An 18,121-nucleotide genomic window follows, 5' to 3' on the forward strand; every position below is an offset into this window, starting at 1 on the left:
AAATGTGGCGTCTTCATTTATGCGCCCTATGTTTACGTCATTTATAAGCAACCTACGGATAAATATGGCCTTAAATCAGTAGATTACCAGTCTGTTGCGCCAAAAAAACCCAATATCACCGCGTAATAACGAACCGATCACACGAATACAGGCCCCGCTCAGACAATCCCCAACCCCAAACAAAAAGGCCCGAAGTTCTCACCCCGGGCCTTCTTGCTAATTCACCACTAAATCACCTCAACCGCACTTGCTATCGCCGCAAGCCAGGCAGGTGGCGCAACCGTCCATTACGATCACCGCCTTGGTGCTGCACTTGCCGCACATGGTGGCGTTGGCGGGGTAGTCGTTGCTGGTTTCGTCATTCGTCGCCGTGCTCTGGCTGGCTTCGAACTCGGCGCGCTTTTCGGCGAGGATGCGCTTGGTGGTTTCGCTCATTTCCTCGCTTTCCAGCAGGCCGATGGCCTTCAGGTGCTTCTCGATCACGGCGCCGATTTCGGCCACCAGTGAGGGCATGAATACGCCGCCTTTCTTGAAGTAGCCGCCGTTGGGGTCGTACACGGAGCGCAGCTCTTCCACCAGGAAGGTGACGTCACCGCCTTTGCGGAACACCGCGGAGATGACGCGGGTGAGGGCGATAACCCACTGGAAATGCTCCATCGACTTGGAGTTGATGAACACTTCGTAGGGCTGGCGGCTCTCGTGGTCCGTTCCCTCGTTGAGCAGGATGTCGTTGATGGTGATGTACATCGCGTGCTCGGCCACCGGCGGCTTGATCTTGTAGGTGGTGCCCAGCAGGAAGTCCGGCCGTTCGATGTATTCGTTCATCTGGACCGGCTTGCTTTCTGCCTGTACCTGCGCCTGGTGCTCGTTCGGGGTTTCGGTCTCGGCCTTCTTAACGCGGTAGCCGACGATTTTGTTGCTGATTTTGACTGTCATGTTCGTTGTCCTGTTGTCGGTTCCCGGATCAGTACTTGCCGTAGGTGCCTTCTTTAAGCGCATCAAACAGGTTGGCGGCGTTGTGGATTTCGCCGTCGTACTCCACCTGTTCGTTACCGCGCAGGGTCACCTTGCTGCCATCGTCCAGGGTGAACTCGTAGAGGGTGTTCTCAAGGTCTTTCTCTTTCACCAGCACGCCCTGGAACGCTTCCGGGTTGAAGCGGAAGGTGGTGCAACCCTTCAGGCCCTTGTCGTAGGCGTACAGGTAGATGCCCTTGAAGTCCTGGTATGCGAAGTCTGTCGGAACGTTGGCCGTCTTGGAAATCGAGGAATCTACCCACTTCTGGGCGGCGGCCTGGATGTCCACGTGCTGCGTCGGCGTTACGTCGTCCGAGGTGGTGAAGTAGGCCGGCAGTTTCTTGTCCTCGTCTTCGGAGAACGGCATGGCGCCCGGGTTCACCAGGTGGCGGTAGGCCAGCAGCTCGAAGGAGAATACGTCTACCTTCTCCTTGGTCTTGCGGCCTTCGCGGATGATGTTACGCGCATAGTGGTGCGAGAAGCTCGGCTCGATGCCGTTACTGGCGTTGTTGGCCAGTGACAGGCTGATGGTGCCGGTGGGCGCGATGGAGGTGTGGTGGGTAAAGCGGCCACCTTTCTCGGCCAGCTGCTTCACCAGCTCCGGCTCCACGTGGGCGATCTGCTGCATGTAACGGCTGAAGCGGGCGTGTAGCAGCTTGCCCTTGAGGATGTCGCCGACCTTGTAGCCTTCTTTGGCCAGCTCCGGGCACTTGGTCATCATCTTCGGAGTGATTTCGAACTCTTCGTCCATGATCGGCGCCGGGCCTTTCTCTTCGGCCAGGGCCAGGGACTGGCGCCAGCCTTCCACGGCCATCTCACGCACCACTTCCTCGGTGAACTGTACGGATTCTTCAGAACCGTACGGCATACGCAGCATGGCGAGGGTGGAGCCCAGGCCCAGGATACCCATGCCGTGGCGGCGCTTGTGGGTAATCTCGTGGCGCTGCTCGGCCAGCGGCAGGCCGTTGATCTCAACCACGTTGTCCAGCATGCGGGTGAAGATGCCCACTACCTTGCGGTACTTCTCGTAGTTGAAGCTGGCCTTGTCGGTGAACGGGTATTCCACGAACTTGGTCAGGTTCACCGAGCCCAGCAGGCAGCTGCCATACGGGGGCAGGGGTTGCTCGCCGCAGGGGTTGGTGGCGCGGATGTCTTCGCAGAACCAGTTGTTGTTCATCTGGTTGACCTTGTCGATCAGGATGAAGCCCGGCTCGGCGTAGTCGTAGGTGCTGGTCATGATGGTGTCCCAGATGAACTGGGCCTTGACCGTCTTGTAGATGCGGCAGGCAACCTTGCCTTCATCGTTGACCACGTAACCGTCCTGCACCGGGAAATCGCGGTACAGGTACTGGGAGGTATCGCTCAGGTCCAGGCCTTCGTCTTCCACTTCCTTCTGGGTGACCGGGAAGGAGAGGTGCCAGTCGTCGCCGTTGCGCACGGCTTCGATGAAGTCCTCGGTGATCAGCAGGGACAGGTTGAACTGGCGCAGGCGGCCGTCTTCACGCTTGGCCTGGATGAACTCGATCACGTCCGGGTGGTGAACGTCGAAGGTGGCCATCTGTGCACCGCGGCGGCCACCGGCGGAGGACACGGTGAAGCACATGCGGTCGAAGATATCCATGAAGGACAGCGGGCCGGAAGTGGTGGCGCCGGCGCCGGCTACGTAGGCGCCGCGGGGGCGCAGGGTGGAGAACTCGTAACCGATACCGCAACCGGCCTTGAGGGTCAGGCCTGCTTCGTGGTTCTTCTCCAGGATGTCGTTCATGGAGTCATGGACGGTACCGGAGACGGTGCAGTTGATGGTGGAAGTAGCCGGCTTGTGGGCTTCGGCACCGGCGTTGGAGGTAATACGGCCGGCAGGGATGGCGCCGTTCTGCAAGGCCCAGATGAAGTCCTTCATGTGCTTGGTGCGCACGGACTTGTTTTCCACTTCCGCCAGGGCTTTGGCCACACGTTCGTAGGTGGCGTTGATGTCCTTGTCGACGGGTTCACCGGTCTTGGTCTTGAGCTGGTATTTGCTGCTCCAGATATCCAGTGAAGCTTCCTGCATGGGAATCGTTGTGATCACTGCCTGTGCCTTAGCGTTCATTGCCACCCTCGGTTCTTCCAGTATGTCTCTTTTCGATGGCGCCGTCGCCGGTGCCATACCCCTTTGAGTCGTGTTGCGTCTGTCTGTTTCTGTGTCTTGCGGGCCCGGCTTGGGCGGATAGGGAAGAAGACCACAAGATGTGGGGGTCTTCCCTGCCAGCCGTTGACGGCCGTTCCCGTTGTGTGATCGTTGCTGAGGCCCTGGCTGAGGCCTTCTCGCGCCTGCCGGGTGGGCAGGTCGGGTTTGTCCTTGTGGCCCTATATGTGGGCTTATTTTTCAAGGAGTATAACAGGATATAGTATTGTGTGAATAAGAACGCAACTATTGATTGGGGATGCGGGGCAAAGAAAATCAATGGAAGAGGGCTTGAAAATACCGAAAGCCGCGGAAAAACCGACGCTTGGGAAAGATTGCTCAAAAACACTACATATTGTGGTCAGATTTCAGTCAAATGATGCCAATCATTCGGAGTTGCATGTTTTGTGATCCCTGCACGTACCCTTGCCGGACGTGTCGCTAAAGTGAGCGGGTGGCGTCGTAGTAGCGCAGTGGCCCACAGGAAGTGATAACGACTATAAAAAGGACGAAACAATGAAAGGCCTGAAACTTACCTTGCCGGCGCTGTGCGTGGCAGGCGCTCCGCTGTTTGCCCAGGCGGATATCCAGATGCTGGATGAAACCTCCATGGGCAACATCACCGGTCAAGCCGGCGTCAGTATCGAATTGGAGACGAAAATCGGAATTGGCCGGTTTACCTACACGGATGAGGGCTCCCTGGCGATCAACGACATCCGTATCGGTGGCACCAACCGGACGGACCTGTTCGGCTTCAACGGAATGGGCGGTCCTGTCGCCACCGACACCCTGGATAACATCCGAATCGATATCGACATACTGGCGGACGGCGATGCCGCCATCAATATCCAGCCAACCTACTTCAACGCAGTGGATTTCCGGATCAGTACCGGCTCATGGCAGTTGCTGAGCAGTGACGGATCGGAATCAACCACCTTCCTGGACAACTTTGTGGCCGAAGGTGTGATGGGGCGGGGCGAAATTCACATCGATACCAGTACGGATGTCATGCGCTTTGCCACCGCGATTGGTATTGAGCGGATGGATTTCGATGTTCCCTTTCTGGCGGTCGGGGTTCGGGGCATGAGCATCACCGGGGCCGACTGGGATCCGTATGTCTTCCGGAATCCGATGGATGTCTTTGCCGAGGTGGAGCTGTTCATCTATGAAGGAGCCCGGCTCGCCGGACCCGGGTCCGCCCTGGCCATTGATATGCCGGTCTTTGAGGCGGACATGCGGATCGATGAATTGATTGTTGGCCAGCAGTCGATCGGCAGTATCTTCCTCGATAATCTGGCGATCACCGATACCGCCATGCGTATCTATGGTCACTGATACGCGAGTGTCGTGATGCCATGCCATAAAAAAGGCGGGAGCTTTACGTCCCGCCTTTCTTGTTCTTCCGGGTCAGCCCAGCAGCAGACTGTCGTCATCCACTTCCAGACCGCGCTGTTGCTCGAACAGCCCGAGCAGGTCCTTCACTTCCAGACCTTCCCGTTCCTTGCCGGCAATGTCGAACACCACCTGGCCCTGGTGCAGCATCACCGTGCGGGTGCCGACTTCCAGAGCCTGTTTCATGCTGTGGGTGACCATCAGGGCAGTGAGTTTCTGCTCCTCGATGATGTTTTCGGTCAGTTCCAGTACGAAGGCGGCTGTTTTCGGATCCAGGGCAGCGGTATGCTCGTCCAGCAACAGGATGCTGGAGGGCGTCAGGCTTGCCATCAGCAGGCTCACGGCCTGGCGCTGGCCGCCGGAGAGCAGGCCCATCTTGTCGCCGAGGCGGTTTTCCAGGCCCAGTTTCAGGGAGGAGAGGCTCTCGCGGAACTGGCCAAGGTACTGCTTCTTGACCGCCGAGGTTAACCCCCGGCGCTGGCCACGCTTGATGGCGAGGGCCAGGTTTTCCTCGATGGACAGGTTTTCGCAGGTACCCGCGAGCGGGTCCTGGAACACCCGGGCCACCCGCGCCGCGCGCTTGTGGGTGGGCAGGCGGGTAACGTCCTGGTTGTCCACGATGATCTGGCCGGTATCCACAATCACCTCGCCGGCGAGGGCATTGAGGAAGGTGGATTTGCCGGCGCCGTTACTGCCGATCACGGTGACAAATTCACCCTGGTTTACGGTCAGGCTCATGCCCCGGAGTGCCGGGTTTTCCAGCGGCGTTCCCTTGCCAAAAGTCAGTCGGAGATCGCTTGCACTGATCATGTCGATTCCTCAGGCCTTTTTGCGGGTGAGTTTGCCGATCACGGAATTGCGCACGCCCGGCAGGACGATGGCGAGGGTCACGAGTACCGCTGTGATCAGGTTCAGATCCTGGGCCTGCAGGCCAAGCACGTCGGCGTTCAGGGCAAAGGCAATGGCCAGGCGATAGATGATGGCGCCTACCACGCATGCTATCAGCGCCCGGACGACCGTTGAGGGCGTAACCAGCGCCTCACCGCCAATCAGGGAGGCCAGGCCGATGACGATCACGCCCACACCCATGGTGACGTCCGCCGCGCCCTGGCTTTGGGCAAACAGGGCGCCGGCGAGGCCCACCAGGCCATTGGACAGGGCAACACCCAGAACGATCATGCCGCCGGTGGCGATGCCCTGGGCCCGGGCCATCCGGGGGTTGGCGCCGGTGGCACGCATGGCCAGACCGGTTTCGGATTTCATGAAGCGCCAGAGCAGGATCAGGGAAATAAACACCACGACCACGAACAGCAGCACCGGCACCTGGTGGAAGGCCAGGTCCAGTTCGTACCAGGGGGTGAGTACGGTTTCCTCGGTCAGCAGGGCGACGTTGGGCCGGCCCATGATCCGGAGGTTCACCGAGTACAGGGCGATCATGGTCAGGATCGAGGCGAGCAGGTTCAGGATGTTGAGTTTGACGTTAAGCAGCGCGGTCACGGCACCGGCAGCCATACCGGCGAGTACCGCCGCACCGGTGGCAATCCAGGGATTCCATCCAGCGATAATGAGCATGGCGGCCACGGCGGCCCCCAGCGGGAAGCTGCCGTCAACGGTGAGGTCGGGGAAGTCGAGAACGCGGAAAGAGATGTAGATGCCGAAGGCGACCAGGCCATAGATGAGGCCGGTTTCCAGGGCGCCGTAAAAAGCGATTTCACTGAGCATGGGTAGTATTCACTGTGAAAGAAAAACGGGCGGGCCCTTGTGGGGTCCGCCCGTATTGGTCAGGGCGTTTACTTGTCGTTTTTGACGACTTTTTTCGCTTCCTTGACGAAATCTTCGGACAGGGTGATACCCATACGCTCGGCGGCGGCAGGGTTCACGAACAGGTCCAGGGTGTCCATGGTTTCAACGGGCATGGTGGCGGTGTCCGCACCCTGGAGCACGCGGTAGACCATCTTGCCGGTCTGGCGGCCGTGCTCGTAGTAGTTGAAGCCGAGGGCTGCCACGGCACCGCGCTCGACGGTGGCAGTGTCGGCGGCGAAGACCGGGATATCGGCACGCTCGCCCACGGAGATGACAGCCTCGGCGGCACTGATCACGGTATTGTCGGTGGTCAGGTAGATGGCGTCGGCTTCACCCACCAGGGAACGGGCGGCACCCAGAACCTCGGAGGTCTTGGTGGCGGCGGCCTTGACCAGCTCCAGGCCACGGGCGGCCAGGCGCTCCTCTAGCATGTTGACCAGGGAAACAGCGTTGGCTTCACCCGGGTTGTAGACGGTACCGATGCGTTTGGCATCCGGCATCACGCGCTGGAGCATGTCCAGATGCTTATCGAGCGGCAGCATGTCACTGACGCCGGTGATGTTGGCGCCCGGTGCTTCCAGACTCTTGACCAGCTTGGCGCCTACCGGATCGGTAACAGCGGAAAACACGACCGGTATATTGCGGGCGGCTGCGGCGACGGTCTGGGCGGAAGGCGTGGCGATGGCCACGATCACATCCGGACTCTCACCGACGAACTTGCGGGCAATCTGGGAGGCGATGGCGGAGTTACCCTGGGCGCTCTCGTGCATCACGGTCAGGTTTTCGCCTTCCTTGTAGCCTTGTTCAGCCAACTGGTCCTTCACGCCCTGGTAAACGGCGTCCAGCGCAGGGTGTTCGACGATCTGCGTGATGGCAACGGTCTTGGCTTCCTGGGCCTGTACCAGGCTTGCCGCTGCCAGCAGGGAGGCACCCAGAAGAGTGCGCAGAGTTCTCTTGGCCATATACCCATCTCCGAGTTTTTAAGGGTTTCAGGTGTGTCGGGTCTGACGTCCGGAAAGAGCGGGAGTTTATCACAGGCCGGGGGCGTAAGGGGTAGGGGAAGTTGCCTGCGGCAAGGTTTTTCACGCAAGAAGTTGTAAATTCTAATTGTTTTGCGTTGGTCACGTTTTGACGGGCGAATGTATGTTGAAATACCCTACGAAAGTCTAATAACACGCCTGATAAGGCGAACAATTAAAAGCACTGTGACGCATAAGGAAGGTCCATGGACACAACAAACAAGCTTCCCCTGGATATGGTTTATCACTGGGAGAAGGCGAAGAAGAACGACCTCTACATGACCCAGCCCGTGGGCGATGGCAAGGTGGTGGAGTACACCTGGGGTCGTGCGGTAGAGGAAGCCCGCCGGATGGCGGCCTATCTCAAATCCCTGAATCTCCCGGAAAAGAGCCGGGTGGGCATTATTTCCAAGAATTGCGCCCAGTGGGTGATGTCAGATTGGGCCATTTGGATGGCCGGGCACATTTCCGTTCCCCTGTACCCCACGCTGAATGCGGACACTGTCAACTACATCCTCAACCACGCCGAGTGCGAAGTGTTGTTCGTCGGTAAGCTGGATGACTGGGACATGATGAAACCCGGCGTGCCCGAGTCGGTGCGTTGCATTTCCTACCCGCTGAGCCCGCCCAACGATTTCGAAACCTGGGACGATATTGTCAGCAAGTATCCGCCGCTGGAGGAGAACGTTCAGCGTGACCCGGAAGAGCTGGCCACCATTGTTTACACCTCTGGCAGCACCGGCCGGCCCAAGGGTGTCATGCTGAGCTTCAACAACATGGCCTTTGCTGCCGCAGGCGGCATCGAGACCCTGGGCGTCGGCCCGAACGAGCGGATGCTGTCCTACCTGCCGCTGGCCCATGTGTTCGAGCGCACCTTCGTGGAGCTGGGCTCGCTGTATTCCGGTTTCCAGCTGTATTTTGCGGAATCACTGGATACCTTCGTCCAGGACCTGCAACGGGCACAGCCTACCCTGTTCCTCTCGGTGCCCCGCCTGTGGGTGAAGTTCCAGCACGGCGTGCTGCAGAAGCTTCCGAAGGAGAAAATGGATCGCCTGATGAAGATCCCGCTGGTGAACCGGCTGATCAAGAAGAAGGTGCTCAAGGGCCTGGGCCTGGACAAGGTGAAGCTGGCCGGCAGTGGCTCGGCGCCGTTGTCCCACGATGTGCTGGACTGGTACCGCAACCTGGGTCTCGAGTTGCTTGAAGGCTACGGCATGTCCGAAAACTTTGCCTATTCCCACATGAACAAGCCGGGTCGGGCCCGCACCGGGTACGTGGGCGAGTCGCTGCCGGGTGTGGAAACGAAGATCAGCGAGGAAGGTGAGGTGTTGGTCAAGAGCCCGGCCACCATGATGGGCTACTACAAGGACGAGGAGAAAACCCGGGAAACCTTCACCGAGGATGGCTTCCTGAAGACCGGTGACAAGGGCGAGATCGACGAGATGGGTCGCCTGAAAATTACCGGCCGTATCAAGGAAATCTTCAAGACGAGCAAGGGCAAGTACATTGCGCCTGCGCCCATCGAGAACCGCCTGATGTCCCACGATGCCATCGAGATGGTGTGCGTGTCCGGCGCCAACCAGACCCAGCCCCACGCCCTGGTGATGCTCGGTGAGGAGACCCGTCCGAAACTGGCGGACGATAATTACCGCAAGCAGCTGGAAGACAGCTTCAAGAACCTGATCCAGGAAGTGAACAAGACTGTCGACCCTCACGAGCAGCTGGCGTTCATTACCGTGGTCAGCGATGAGTGGTCGATCGAGAACAGCTTTCTGACACCGACCCTCAAACTGAAACGGAACGTGGTGGAGGATGCCTACCAGGCGAAAGTGGATAGCTGGTACGCCCAGAAGCAACCGGTGATCTGGCAGTAAGGCCGCGCCTTCCCGCTTCATCGCTCAATGAAAGGGCCCGGATTTTTCCGGGCCCTTTCTGTATCTGGCCATTTCTGGCCGACGTTAGTCGCATGTTGAAAACGCCGGCTCGGGCCTAAACTTCTGGTAGTCAGGAGGAAGTTATGACCCAGTTGGCCCTTTTTCAGAAACGAATCAATGAAGATATTCCCCTGTCCCGCGCGCTGGGTATCCAGCTGCATTCCTGGGACGGTCACGCCCTGGTGCTGAGCGCACCGCTCGAACCCAACCGTAACCACCAGGGCACCGGTTTCGGCGGCAGCGTCTATTGCGCTGCGGTCACCGCTGCCTGGAGCCTCACTGAGCTCGCCCTGTGGGATCTGGGCCTCAGGGGCGCGGTGGTCGTGCAGAATGGCAACATCGATTACCTCGAGCCGGTCAACAACGATTTCTTTGTGGTGTGCCGGCTCCCCGGGGAGGAGATTCCGGAGCGCTTCCGCAAGAGCCTTGCCCGCCATGGCAAGGGGCGGCTGGACCTGACCGCGGAGGTGTTCTGTGGTGAGCCCACCGATTTGCCGAAGACCGATCCGGTGGCGGTATTCCAGGGTCGCTTCGTAGTTCAGGATGTACGGTCCCGGGTGGATCTCTGAACGGGGCGGCGGGCCGCTACATTCTAGGCAATACTGCGGGTATTGGAGATGGAGCGGCTCATCAGAATGATCGGCACGATGCCCGCCAGGACAATGATCAGTGAGGGCAGGGCACTGTGGAACAGGCGCTCGTCAGAGGCGAACTGGTAGACGTAGGTCGCCAGGGTCTCGAAGTTGAATGGCCGAAGGATCAGCGTGGCCGGCAACTCTTTCATGCAATCCACGAACACCACCAGAGCCGCGGTCAGCAGGGTGCCCCGGAGCATAGGCAGGTGTACGTGTACCAGTGTCTTGCCAGGCGTGTAGCCGAGTGAACGGGAGGCCATGTCCATGCTGGGCGTGACCTTCTGCAGGGCACTCTCCACGCTGCCGGCGGAAACCGCCAGGAAGCGGACGGTGTAGGCAAAGACCAGCGCGAACGCCGTGCCGCTGAGCAGCAGGCCGGTGCTGACACCGAAGGTATCCCGCATCAGGCTGTCCAGCCAGTTATCAAAACCCGCCAGGGGCACGATTACACCCACCGCCAGTACCGCGCCCGGCATGGCATAGCCCAGGCTGGAAAGGCGCATCAGTATCTGCATGCCCCGGGTGTTATGCAGGCGCCGGCTGTAGGCCAGGATAACCCCGATCAGCAGGGTGGTCATGGCAGCGGCACTGGACAGGAACAGGCTGTTCAGGGTGTTCTGTACGAAATCGGGATTCCAGCTTTCTTCGAAATATTCCCAGGCATACAGGCCGAGAGTTCCGGCGGGTACGACGAACCCGAGGATGAACGGGACGGCGCACACGGCAACGCAGATCAGCTGCCGGGGAAAGGACATGGTGAAACGGCGGATCGGGTCCCGGTTGTCGCGGGCGGCATATTGCTGCTGACGCCGGCGGGAGTAGCGCTCAAGGGTCACCAGGATCACCACAAACACCAGCATGGTGGTGGCAATCTGTGCGGCACCACCGAGGTTGCCCAGGTTCATCCAGGTATCAAACAGGCCGGCGGTCAGGGTCTGCACGGCGAAGAAATCCACGGTGCCGAAATCGTTGAGGGTTTCCATCAACACCAGTGACAGGCCGACGGCGACGGCGGGTCGGGCGATGGGTAACACCACCCGGAAGAAGGTGCTCAATGCCGAATGGCCCAGACTGCGGCTGACCGCAAACAGGGACGGCGATTGCTCCAGGAAGGCGGCCCGGGCCAGCAGGTAAACATAGGGGTAGAGCACCAGGCCAATCATCAGGGTGGCGCCTTCCAGGCTGCGAATCTCCGGGAACCAATAGTCAGAAGCATTCTGCCAGCCAAACCAGTCACGCAGGGTGCGCTGAACCGGGCCGGCGTAGTCCAGGAGGCTGGTGTAGACATAGGCAATCACGTACGCCGGAACCGCAAAGGGCAGCAGCATGGCCCATTCGAAGAATTTGCGCCCGGGAAATTCGCACATGGTCACCGCCCAGGCCGTCGACAGGCCGATCACGAGGGTGATGGCACCAACGCCAACCATCAGCTGGATGGTGGTCCACAGGTAACGCGGCAAGGTGGTGTCGATCAGGTGAGGCCAGATGTTCTCCTCGGGAAAGAAGGCGAGGAAGATCACCGAAAGCACGGGCAGGGCCACAATGGCGGTAATAAGAGTGGCGGAAATGATCCAGCGACGGGAAGCGCGTTTTGCCAGCAAGGGCTGGGAAAGCCCCGGATCAGCGGCGGTTACGGCCTCGGTCATAATGCTCCCGTCTGTCAAATGGAACTGAGAAAGATTGAGGATTGTAGTCAGCAGTCAGTTGCGCTGCAATGACTCGCGTCATTTTAGGAACCGGTAGGCCTGATACAGGAAAGGGCGCTGCAGCGCCCTTTCCATGGTTCCATTGCTTTTATCCGGTGCGATTACTCGCCGTCGTAATCGACGCGATCAACCAGCTTTACCGCTGCCTCGCGGTTTTCCGCGATAGTCTGCAGGGACAGCTGGTCCGGATTGATCTCACCCCATTCGGCGACGAGGCCGGAGGGCTTCACTTCCGGGTTGGCCGGGTACTCGGTATTGGCCTCGGCGTAGATACGCTGGGCTTCCGGAGAGGACAGGAACTCCATCAGCTTGACGGCGTTCTCCCGGTTCGGCGCGCTCTTGGTCATTGAGATACCGCTGATATTCACGTGGGTACCACGGCCATCGGCGTTCGGGAACACCAGGCGAACCTGCTCGGCGATCGGGCGCTGGTTCTCGTCCTGCAGCATGTTGCCGTAGTAGTAGCTGTTGCCGATGGAAATGTCACACACGCCTTCTGCAATGGCCTTGATCTGGTCTCGGTCGCCGCCCTGGGGCTTGCGCGCCAGGTTGTCTTTTACATCCTGCAGCCACTGCTCGGTCCACTCTTCGCCGTGATGGGCGATCATCGAGGAGAACAGGGCGATGTTGTACGGATGCTTGCCGCTACGGGTGCAGATGCGGTCGTTCCACTTGTCGTCGGCCAGTTCTTCGTAGGTGGTGATTTCACCTTCGTCCACACGTTCTTTGGATGTGAAGATCAGACGGCCGCGGGTGGTCAGGGCAAACCACTTGCCCTCCGGGTGGCGCAGGTTTTCAGGGATGTTGCTGTTCAGCACATCGCTGTCCACGCCCTGGACCAGGTCACGCTCGACCAGTTCGTTGATGCGGGAGATGTCCACGGTCATGACCACGTCCGCCGGGCTGTTGCGGCCTTCGCGCTCCAGGCGCTCGGCAAGGCCCTGTTTGGCGAAAACCACGTTGGACTCGATGCCGGTTTCTTTCTCGAAAGCGTTGAGCAGCGGCTCAAGCAGGTATGCCTGGCGGTATGAGTAGATGTTGACTTCGCCTTCGGCGGATGCGGAGAGTGGCATGGCCGCCAGGGCCATTGCTGCACTTGCTGCCAGTTTCATGCGCATGTTGGTGTTACCTCTGCCTGATATGAGTTTGTTTCGCTTGTAAGAGTCGCAAGCATGTAAAAACAGAAACCATTCTCATTTGGATTGGCGGCAGAGTCAATATCACCTTTGGAATATTTCAGGCAAAATGGTGGTATTCTTCAGAACACACTAAAAAGCTTGGACTTTTTCGGAATACAGGGACTTTCAGAATGGCTGGTAGTGCAGGGATGATACGCAGAGTCTTCTTTCTCTTTATTATACCGGTGGCGGTCCTGTTACCTGGCTGCGCCAGTTATTACAGCCATTTCGCCATGTTTCCCGCAGAGAACTCGCAGGGTGAGGCCCGCCAGGTGCGGGTGTCCTGGGACTCGGCGGAGTACCCGGACTGGTGGATTCTGGATGACCGCTCCACCGCCATGAAAGTGGAAACCCAGTGCAGCGCGCGGATATGGCGCCTGCGCGACGACTCCCATGACCAGGCGGGCGCCTGCGGCAATGGAATCCGGGCCTGTGCGGAGACTGGCGTGGATCGGGTGGTGGTCACCGGTGGGCATCTGGATCCGTCCGCATGTCTCGTGGTGAATCCGGATGACAATAATGCCCGGATTGCCGACATCGATGGCCGGCTGGAATTGCTGGTGGTCTGTGAGCCGGTGGTTCCCGGATTCGAGCGGGAGGGTGAGGTGATCAATATGGACTACCTTCGTGCCTCGTCTGTTCCCTACACCGTCTATACTCGAAAAGTGCCACGTGGATCCTTGCGAGCCAGCCTTCCGTCCTTTGAGGAGTCTGTTTGTGAGTAAGGATGACGACCGGTGTGAAACAGATCACGGAGTTACAGTCTGTTTACCTTCGGTTACTTTCTGGATCTTTTGCGGTACGAAACTGTAATGGACTCTTGTGTATGCTGGGTCAGAATGTCAAATATCTAAAAATGAATAATTTTCAGGGGTGACTCTCGTGGGCGTCCAACAGAGAAAAGTTGCGGTTCATGACTTGGAAGTGGGCATGTTTGTGTCCGATCTGGACCGGCCCTGGCACCAGACACCGTTTCCGATCCAGGGGTTCTACATCCGCTCCGAGGATGACATCCGGGCGCTGAAATCCCATTGCCGGTGGGTGATGATCGATGTAGCCGAAATCCGGGAGACCCGGGATTTCGACAAGGGCGATATCAAGCCGGCTTTCGGGCGCCGGACCCTCAAGCGTGGCGGTGACCGTGAGGAGCTCAAGCTACCGCCCCTGGCGATCCAGGAACCGGTCGAGTACGAAACCAGCACCACCCTGAAAAAAGAGATCAAAGTATCCCGTCGTCTTCTGGACGACGCCGAGCTTGCCCTCGAACGCGCATTCGAATCCCTGCAGGAGGGCGGTAGCGCCGACCTGCGGCCCGTTGCCGAAATTACCCGCAAGATGGTTGCCAGCGTGATTCGTCACCCCGACGCACTGCTGTGGCTCAGCCGGATTCGTTCCCACGACGACTATATCTACCGCCACTCGCTCAACACGTCGATCTGGGCGTTGGTATGTGGTCGTCATCTTGGCCTTAATGAAGGATTGCTGAATCATCTGGGCATGGGTTGCCTGTTGTCACAGGTGGGTAAAACCGTGCTGCCCCGTTCCCTGCTGAATCACGAGGGCCAGTTCAGTGCCGAGGATTACGCCCGTTACAGGACTTATGTCGAGAAAGGTCTCGCCATGCTCGAGGGCACCGGTGTATCCCGGGCAGTGCTCAGCGTGGTAGGTGGGCACCGGGAGCGTCACAATGGCTCCGGTTTCCCCCAGGGTGTCCGCGGTACCCGGATCCCGCTGATGGCGAAAGTGGCGGGTATTGCCGAGTATTTCGAATCCCTGATCGGCCCCCGGGAAGGCGGGGACGATCCCTTGACGCCAGCCAAGGCAGTGAGCCTCCTCTACGAGATGAGAAACATTGAATTCCAGGAAGACCTGGTGGAGAACTTCATCCAGGCGATCGGTGTCTATCCGACGGGCAGCCTGGTGGAACTCAGCGATGGCCAGCGTGGCATCGTGGTCTCCCACTCTCCGGAGCGCCGCCTGTGGCCGAAGGTGATGGTGATGACCGACCAGGAGCACCAGCCCCTGAAGTCCGCACACATCATTGATCTTGCCAAGTACAACGAAAGCCGGGATGTCAACGAAGCCCTGATCGTCAAGGAGTGCCTGCCGCACGGCTCCGAAGGTCTGGACCCCTCGCAGTATGACGTTACCGGCGCGGAATCCCGCTGGAGCCTTGGTCGTCTGATCAGCGGATAATCACCCGCAGGCTCTTGCGTACCCAGCGGTAGGTGTTTTCGGGGCGGAAGCTCATCACCAGCTCTGATTCACCGCCGCTTTCCCCACTGATGAAATAGTCCACCTCGGCGCTCTGCCAGTTCCACGCGTGTATGGTGACATCCTCCGGGCGGGTGCTGATGGCCTCGATCTTCGCAAGTGCGGTATCGTCTCCGATGCGTTGAACCCGCACGCTCTTGATTCCGGTGTCGCTGGCCGGGTGGCTGGCGACGTCCTCATCGAGGTAATAGCCATTGCTGACGTCGGTGGTGATATCCTGCAGCTCCCGGCGCAGGTACATTCGCGCATCTTCGTTGTCAATTTCATCCATGGTCCGGATAGCGTCGAGGATGCGATCACGTTTGGCCTGCAGGTCTTGACGGTATTCGAAGTCCGGGTCCCAGTCCTCCTCATTTTCCGGCCGTTCCGGGGCATTCTGGATCTGCTCAGGGGTAGGAGGTGACTCACAGAGCTCGTCGCCTTCAGGATGAAAGCAGATTCGGGCCAGCAGCTGGTTGGCGGGTGAGGGTGTCGTGCCTGTGGCGGTAAATTCCGTGGTGGGCACATTGAAGTCAATGGGGGTATCCAGTAAGGGCAGAGCCGCGTTCAGCTGGTCGATCACCCTCTGGCGGATTTCGATGCCTTCGTCTTCCTGCACACCCTGGGTCCAGTCCAGTGACATCAGGAGGCGGGTCATGTTCATCAGAGCGCCGTTGTCCAGCAGGTTCAGCTCTGTGCGGGTATGGGTGCGCAGCCCTTCGTCGTCGACTGTCGGCGTTTGCAGTGCCCCCCGAATGTCGGGAAAGAATTCCAGCAGGGTGACATGGGGTTTGGCCGGAACATCCTCTGCCAGGACCAGGTCGCCGACCTGAAAGGTCAGGGTCTCGCCGGGATAATAGCTGAACCCGCCATCGGCGCGGGTGGTGCCGCTCTGGCTTGCGGTCCGGAAGCTCAGGCCGCTGAAACCGTTATAGTTGAGTTGCCCGGTGTCCACGGCGGTGCCGCCGCTGTCATCACTGCCGAGGCAGCCGGTCAGGGCAAGGAGGCTCAGGAGGACGGTCAGGTGCGCAGTTCGGTGAACGGATTTCATGGTTCGGCGTACATCCCGGTCTTGAGGGCCGGCAGCAGAGATTCCGACCTGGTTTTGTAAGTTGTTGTAACCGCATTATAGGGATGCCAGTTGGTGGATATCGCGATTCCTGTCGCAGTTTGGCGGTTTTGCCGGGGCTCCAGGCATACCCTTGAATTTCACGAGGTTGCCACAATGAATAGCACTCTACTTTTTGACGTGCGCGGCTGTGCAGGCTGCTACCGAAATCCATCGGATCCGGGATGAGCTATGACCAATGCACTGGAAATTGAGGGCCTCACCAAGACCTATGGTGACGGCTTCCAGGCCCTGAAGGGGATTGATCTTCATGTCAGGGAAGGGGATTTCTTCGCGTTGCTGGGCCCCAATGGTGCCGGCAAATCCACGACCCTGGGCATCGTCTGCTCACTGGTGAACAAGACCGCCGGCAAGGTCCGGGTGTTCGGCCATGACATCGACACCAACCTGGCGGATGCGAAGCTGAATCTCGGGGTTGTGCCCCAGGAGTTCAACTTCAACCAGTTCGAGAAGGTGTTCGACATCGTGACCACCCAGGCGGGCTATTACGGGATTCCCCTCAATCGGGCCTCCGTGTCCGCCGAGAAATACCTCAAGAAACTGGGTCTCTGGGACAAGCGCAATACCCCGGCCCGTATGCTCTCCGGTGGTATGAAGCGCCGCCTGATGATCGCCCGGGCACTGGTGCATGAGCCCAAACTGCTGATTCTCGACGAGCCCACCGCCGGTGTGGATATCGAGCTGCGCCGTTCCATGTGGACCTTCCTCGAGGAAATGAACCGGGAAGGCACCACCATCATCCTGACCACGCATTATCTGGAAGAGGCAGAAGCCCTGTGTCGGAATATTGCCATCATCGACCATGGCAAGATTCTCAAGCACACCAGCAAGCGTGAGTTGCTGCAGCAGCTGAGCGTGGAAACCTTCGTGCTGGACACCGAGAAAGAGCTCTCCGGTGCACCGGAGCTGGAAGGCGTCAGCTGCCGGATCAATGACGAGGGCGCGCTGGAAGTGGATGTGGAAAAAGGTCAGGGGCTCAATGCAGTTTTTGCCCAGCTGGACCAGCTCGGTATCAAGGTGGTCAGCATGCGCACCAAAGCCAACCGGCTTGAGGAGCTGTTTATCCGGATGGTGGAAGAGAATGCCGCCGAAACCCGCAAGAACGTGGAGGGCGCGGCATGAGGCTTGATGCATTGTGGGTCGCGTTCTATACCATTGTACTTCGCGAGGTCCGCCGGTTTACCCGGATCTGGCCGCAGACGTTGTTGCCGCCGGCGGTCACCATGACCCTCTACTTCATTATCTTCGGCAATCTGATCGGTTCCAGGATCGGTGAGATGGGCGGTTTCAACTACATGCAGTTCATCGTGCCCGGTCTGATCATGATGGCGGTGATCACCAATTCCTACGCCAACGTGGTGTCGTCGTTCTTCTCCATGAAGTTCCAGCGCAGTATCGAGGAGCTGCTGGTGTCACCAGTGCCGAACTGGGTGATCCTTGCCGGCTATGTGACCGGCGGTATGGCCCGTGGCCTGGGTATCGGCGTGATTGTCACGGCGTTGTCCCTGGCGTTCACCCAGTTGTCGATCCACAGTTTGCCGATGGTGGTGGTAACGGTGTTTCTGACCTCCGCGCTCTTTGCCCTGGGTGGGTTTATCAATGCCATGCTGGCAACCAAGTTCGATGACATCTCGATTGTGCCCACCTTCGTGCTGACACCGTTGACCTACCTGGGCGGCGTGTTCTACAGCATCGACCTGTTGCCGGGGTTCTGGCAGGGCGTATCCATGGCGAACCCGATCCTGTACATGGTAAACGGCTTCCGCTTCGGCATACTGGGAGTTTCGGACGTTAATCCGTTCGTGTCTCTTGGTATGATTCTGGTCTTCATCGTTGTACTGGCGTTCATTGCCCTGCGCATGCTCGAGCGTGGCAAGGGCATCCGCCACTGATT

16 protein-coding genes are annotated in these 18,121 nt (G+C 59.0%); 8 read left to right on the forward strand and 8 right to left on the reverse strand.

What is annotated here, in order from left to right; translation table 11 throughout:
- Positions 1-237 precede the first annotated feature (237 nt).
- Both ACQUTG_RS06090 and ACQUTG_RS06095 read right to left on the reverse strand, forming a co-directional pair.
- Positions 238-936: an NrdJb gene (locus ACQUTG_RS06090; RefSeq protein ID WP_428918556.1), complete on the reverse strand. Its 699-nt coding sequence runs from the start codon at positions 934-936 to the stop codon at positions 238-240.
- 28 nt (positions 937-964) lie between these two features.
- Positions 965-3,103: an adenosylcobalamin-dependent ribonucleoside-diphosphate reductase gene (locus ACQUTG_RS06095; RefSeq protein ID WP_428918557.1), complete on the reverse strand. Its 2,139-nt coding sequence runs from the start codon at positions 3,101-3,103 to the stop codon at positions 965-967.
- Positions 3,104-3,408: 305 nt separating this feature from the next.
- On the opposite strand from ACQUTG_RS06095, the gene ACQUTG_RS06100 reads away from it, so the two are divergent.
- Positions 3,409-3,558 (forward strand): hypothetical protein, encoded by a 150-nt coding sequence (locus ACQUTG_RS06100; protein ID WP_428918558.1) that lies wholly within the window; start codon positions 3,409-3,411, stop codon positions 3,556-3,558.
- Between the two features lie 136 nt (positions 3,559-3,694).
- A complete protein-coding gene (locus ACQUTG_RS06105; protein WP_428918559.1) occupies positions 3,695-4,513 on the forward strand; it encodes a DUF6160 family protein in 819 nt (272 codons plus the stop codon).
- Positions 4,514-4,585: 72 nt separating this feature from the next.
- Here ACQUTG_RS06105 and ACQUTG_RS06110 read toward each other — a convergent pair whose 3' ends face one another.
- The 3 genes from ACQUTG_RS06110 to ACQUTG_RS06120 form a co-directional block, all read right to left on the reverse strand.
- The gene (locus ACQUTG_RS06110) at positions 4,586-5,380 is read right to left on the reverse strand and encodes an ABC transporter ATP-binding protein (protein ID WP_428918560.1); all 795 of its coding nucleotides are present in this window, start codon (positions 5,378-5,380) and stop codon (positions 4,586-4,588) included.
- A 9-nt stretch (positions 5,381-5,389) separates the two neighbouring features.
- A complete protein-coding gene (locus ACQUTG_RS06115; protein WP_428918561.1) occupies positions 5,390-6,292 on the reverse strand; it encodes an ABC transporter permease in 903 nt (300 codons plus the stop codon).
- Positions 6,293-6,360: 68 nt separating this feature from the next.
- A complete protein-coding gene (locus ACQUTG_RS06120) occupies positions 6,361-7,335 on the reverse strand; it encodes an ABC transporter substrate-binding protein (RefSeq protein ID WP_428918562.1) in 975 nt (324 codons plus the stop codon).
- 263 nt (positions 7,336-7,598) lie between these two features.
- On the opposite strand from ACQUTG_RS06120, the gene ACQUTG_RS06125 reads away from it, so the two are divergent.
- Positions 7,599-9,266 (forward strand): AMP-binding protein, encoded by a 1,668-nt coding sequence (locus ACQUTG_RS06125; RefSeq protein ID WP_428918563.1) that lies wholly within the window; start codon positions 7,599-7,601, stop codon positions 9,264-9,266.
- Positions 9,267-9,409: 143 nt separating this feature from the next.
- Positions 9,410-9,895 carry a thioesterase domain-containing protein gene (locus ACQUTG_RS06130; RefSeq protein WP_428918564.1) on the forward strand — a complete coding sequence of 162 codons (486 nt, stop codon included), beginning with the start codon at positions 9,410-9,412 and terminating at the stop codon, positions 9,893-9,895.
- Between the two features lie 23 nt (positions 9,896-9,918).
- Here ACQUTG_RS06130 and ACQUTG_RS06135 read toward each other — a convergent pair whose 3' ends face one another.
- The gene (locus tag ACQUTG_RS06135) at positions 9,919-11,607 is read right to left on the reverse strand and encodes an ABC transporter permease (RefSeq protein WP_428918565.1); all 1,689 of its coding nucleotides are present in this window, start codon (positions 11,605-11,607) and stop codon (positions 9,919-9,921) included.
- Positions 11,608-11,768: 161 nt separating this feature from the next.
- Positions 11,769-12,785 (reverse strand): Fe(3+) ABC transporter substrate-binding protein, encoded by a 1,017-nt coding sequence (locus tag ACQUTG_RS06140; RefSeq protein WP_428918566.1) that lies wholly within the window; start codon positions 12,783-12,785, stop codon positions 11,769-11,771.
- Positions 12,786-12,994: 209 nt separating this feature from the next.
- On the opposite strand from ACQUTG_RS06140, the gene ACQUTG_RS06145 reads away from it, so the two are divergent.
- Both ACQUTG_RS06145 and ACQUTG_RS06150 read left to right on the forward strand, forming a co-directional pair.
- Complete coding sequence (locus tag ACQUTG_RS06145) at positions 12,995-13,570, forward strand: hypothetical protein (protein WP_428918567.1); 576 nt, start codon at positions 12,995-12,997, stop codon at positions 13,568-13,570.
- A 157-nt stretch (positions 13,571-13,727) separates the two neighbouring features.
- A complete protein-coding gene (locus ACQUTG_RS06150) occupies positions 13,728-15,041 on the forward strand; it encodes an HD-GYP domain-containing protein (protein ID WP_428918568.1) in 1,314 nt (437 codons plus the stop codon).
- On the opposite strand, the gene ACQUTG_RS06155 is transcribed toward ACQUTG_RS06150, so the two are convergent.
- On the reverse strand, positions 15,031-16,149 hold the full coding sequence (locus ACQUTG_RS06155) for an organic solvent ABC transporter permease (RefSeq protein ID WP_428918569.1): 1,119 nt from the start codon (positions 16,147-16,149) through the stop codon (positions 15,031-15,033). The two genes, ACQUTG_RS06150 and ACQUTG_RS06155, sit on opposite strands and share 11 nt — an antisense overlap.
- Positions 16,150-16,398: 249 nt before the next feature.
- Between ACQUTG_RS06155 and ACQUTG_RS06160 the strand changes: the two genes are divergently transcribed.
- Positions 16,399-17,349, forward strand: coding sequence for an ABC transporter ATP-binding protein (locus ACQUTG_RS06160; RefSeq protein ID WP_428918570.1), 951 nt, complete (start codon positions 16,399-16,401; stop codon positions 17,347-17,349).
- Positions 17,346-18,119, forward strand: a complete 774-nt coding sequence (locus ACQUTG_RS06165) for an ABC transporter permease (protein ID WP_428918571.1) — start codon at positions 17,346-17,348, stop codon at positions 18,117-18,119. The genes ACQUTG_RS06160 and ACQUTG_RS06165 overlap by 4 nt, the downstream gene beginning before the upstream one ends.
- Positions 18,120-18,121 lie beyond the last annotated feature (2 nt).

The sequence above is a fragment of the Marinobacter sp. DUT-1 genome, from assembly GCF_050379415.1.
Classification (GTDB): Bacteria; Pseudomonadota; Gammaproteobacteria; order Pseudomonadales; family Oleiphilaceae; genus Marinobacter.

Excerpts from the sequence above, each read along its gene's own strand:
- ACQUTG_RS06105 (WP_428918559.1), top strand. The coding sequence starts at position 3,695 with ATGAAAGGCCTGAAACTTACCTTGCCGGCGCTGTGCGTGGCAGGCGCT.
- ACQUTG_RS06155 (WP_428918569.1), bottom strand. The coding sequence starts at position 16,149 with ATGAAATCCGTTCACCGAACTGCGCACCTGACCGTCCTCCTGAGCCTC.
- ACQUTG_RS06130 (WP_428918564.1), top strand. The coding sequence starts at position 9,410 with ATGACCCAGTTGGCCCTTTTTCAGAAACGAATCAATGAAGATATTCCC.
- ACQUTG_RS06115 (WP_428918561.1), bottom strand. The coding sequence starts at position 6,292 with ATGCTCAGTGAAATCGCTTTTTACGGCGCCCTGGAAACCGGCCTCATC.
- ACQUTG_RS06140 (WP_428918566.1), bottom strand. The coding sequence starts at position 12,785 with ATGCGCATGAAACTGGCAGCAAGTGCAGCAATGGCCCTGGCGGCCATG.
- ACQUTG_RS06090 (WP_428918556.1), bottom strand. The coding sequence starts at position 936 with ATGACAGTCAAAATCAGCAACAAAATCGTCGGCTACCGCGTTAAGAAG.
- ACQUTG_RS06125 (WP_428918563.1), top strand. The coding sequence starts at position 7,599 with ATGGACACAACAAACAAGCTTCCCCTGGATATGGTTTATCACTGGGAG.
- ACQUTG_RS06135 (WP_428918565.1), bottom strand. The coding sequence starts at position 11,607 with ATGACCGAGGCCGTAACCGCCGCTGATCCGGGGCTTTCCCAGCCCTTG.
- ACQUTG_RS06165 (WP_428918571.1), top strand. The coding sequence starts at position 17,346 with ATGAGGCTTGATGCATTGTGGGTCGCGTTCTATACCATTGTACTTCGC.
- ACQUTG_RS06160 (WP_428918570.1), top strand. The coding sequence starts at position 16,399 with ATGACCAATGCACTGGAAATTGAGGGCCTCACCAAGACCTATGGTGAC.
- ACQUTG_RS06145 (WP_428918567.1), top strand. The coding sequence starts at position 12,995 with ATGATACGCAGAGTCTTCTTTCTCTTTATTATACCGGTGGCGGTCCTG.
- ACQUTG_RS06120 (WP_428918562.1), bottom strand. The coding sequence starts at position 7,335 with ATGGCCAAGAGAACTCTGCGCACTCTTCTGGGTGCCTCCCTGCTGGCA.
- ACQUTG_RS06110 (WP_428918560.1), bottom strand. The coding sequence starts at position 5,380 with ATGATCAGTGCAAGCGATCTCCGACTGACTTTTGGCAAGGGAACGCCG.
- ACQUTG_RS06095 (WP_428918557.1), bottom strand. The coding sequence starts at position 3,103 with ATGAACGCTAAGGCACAGGCAGTGATCACAACGATTCCCATGCAGGAA.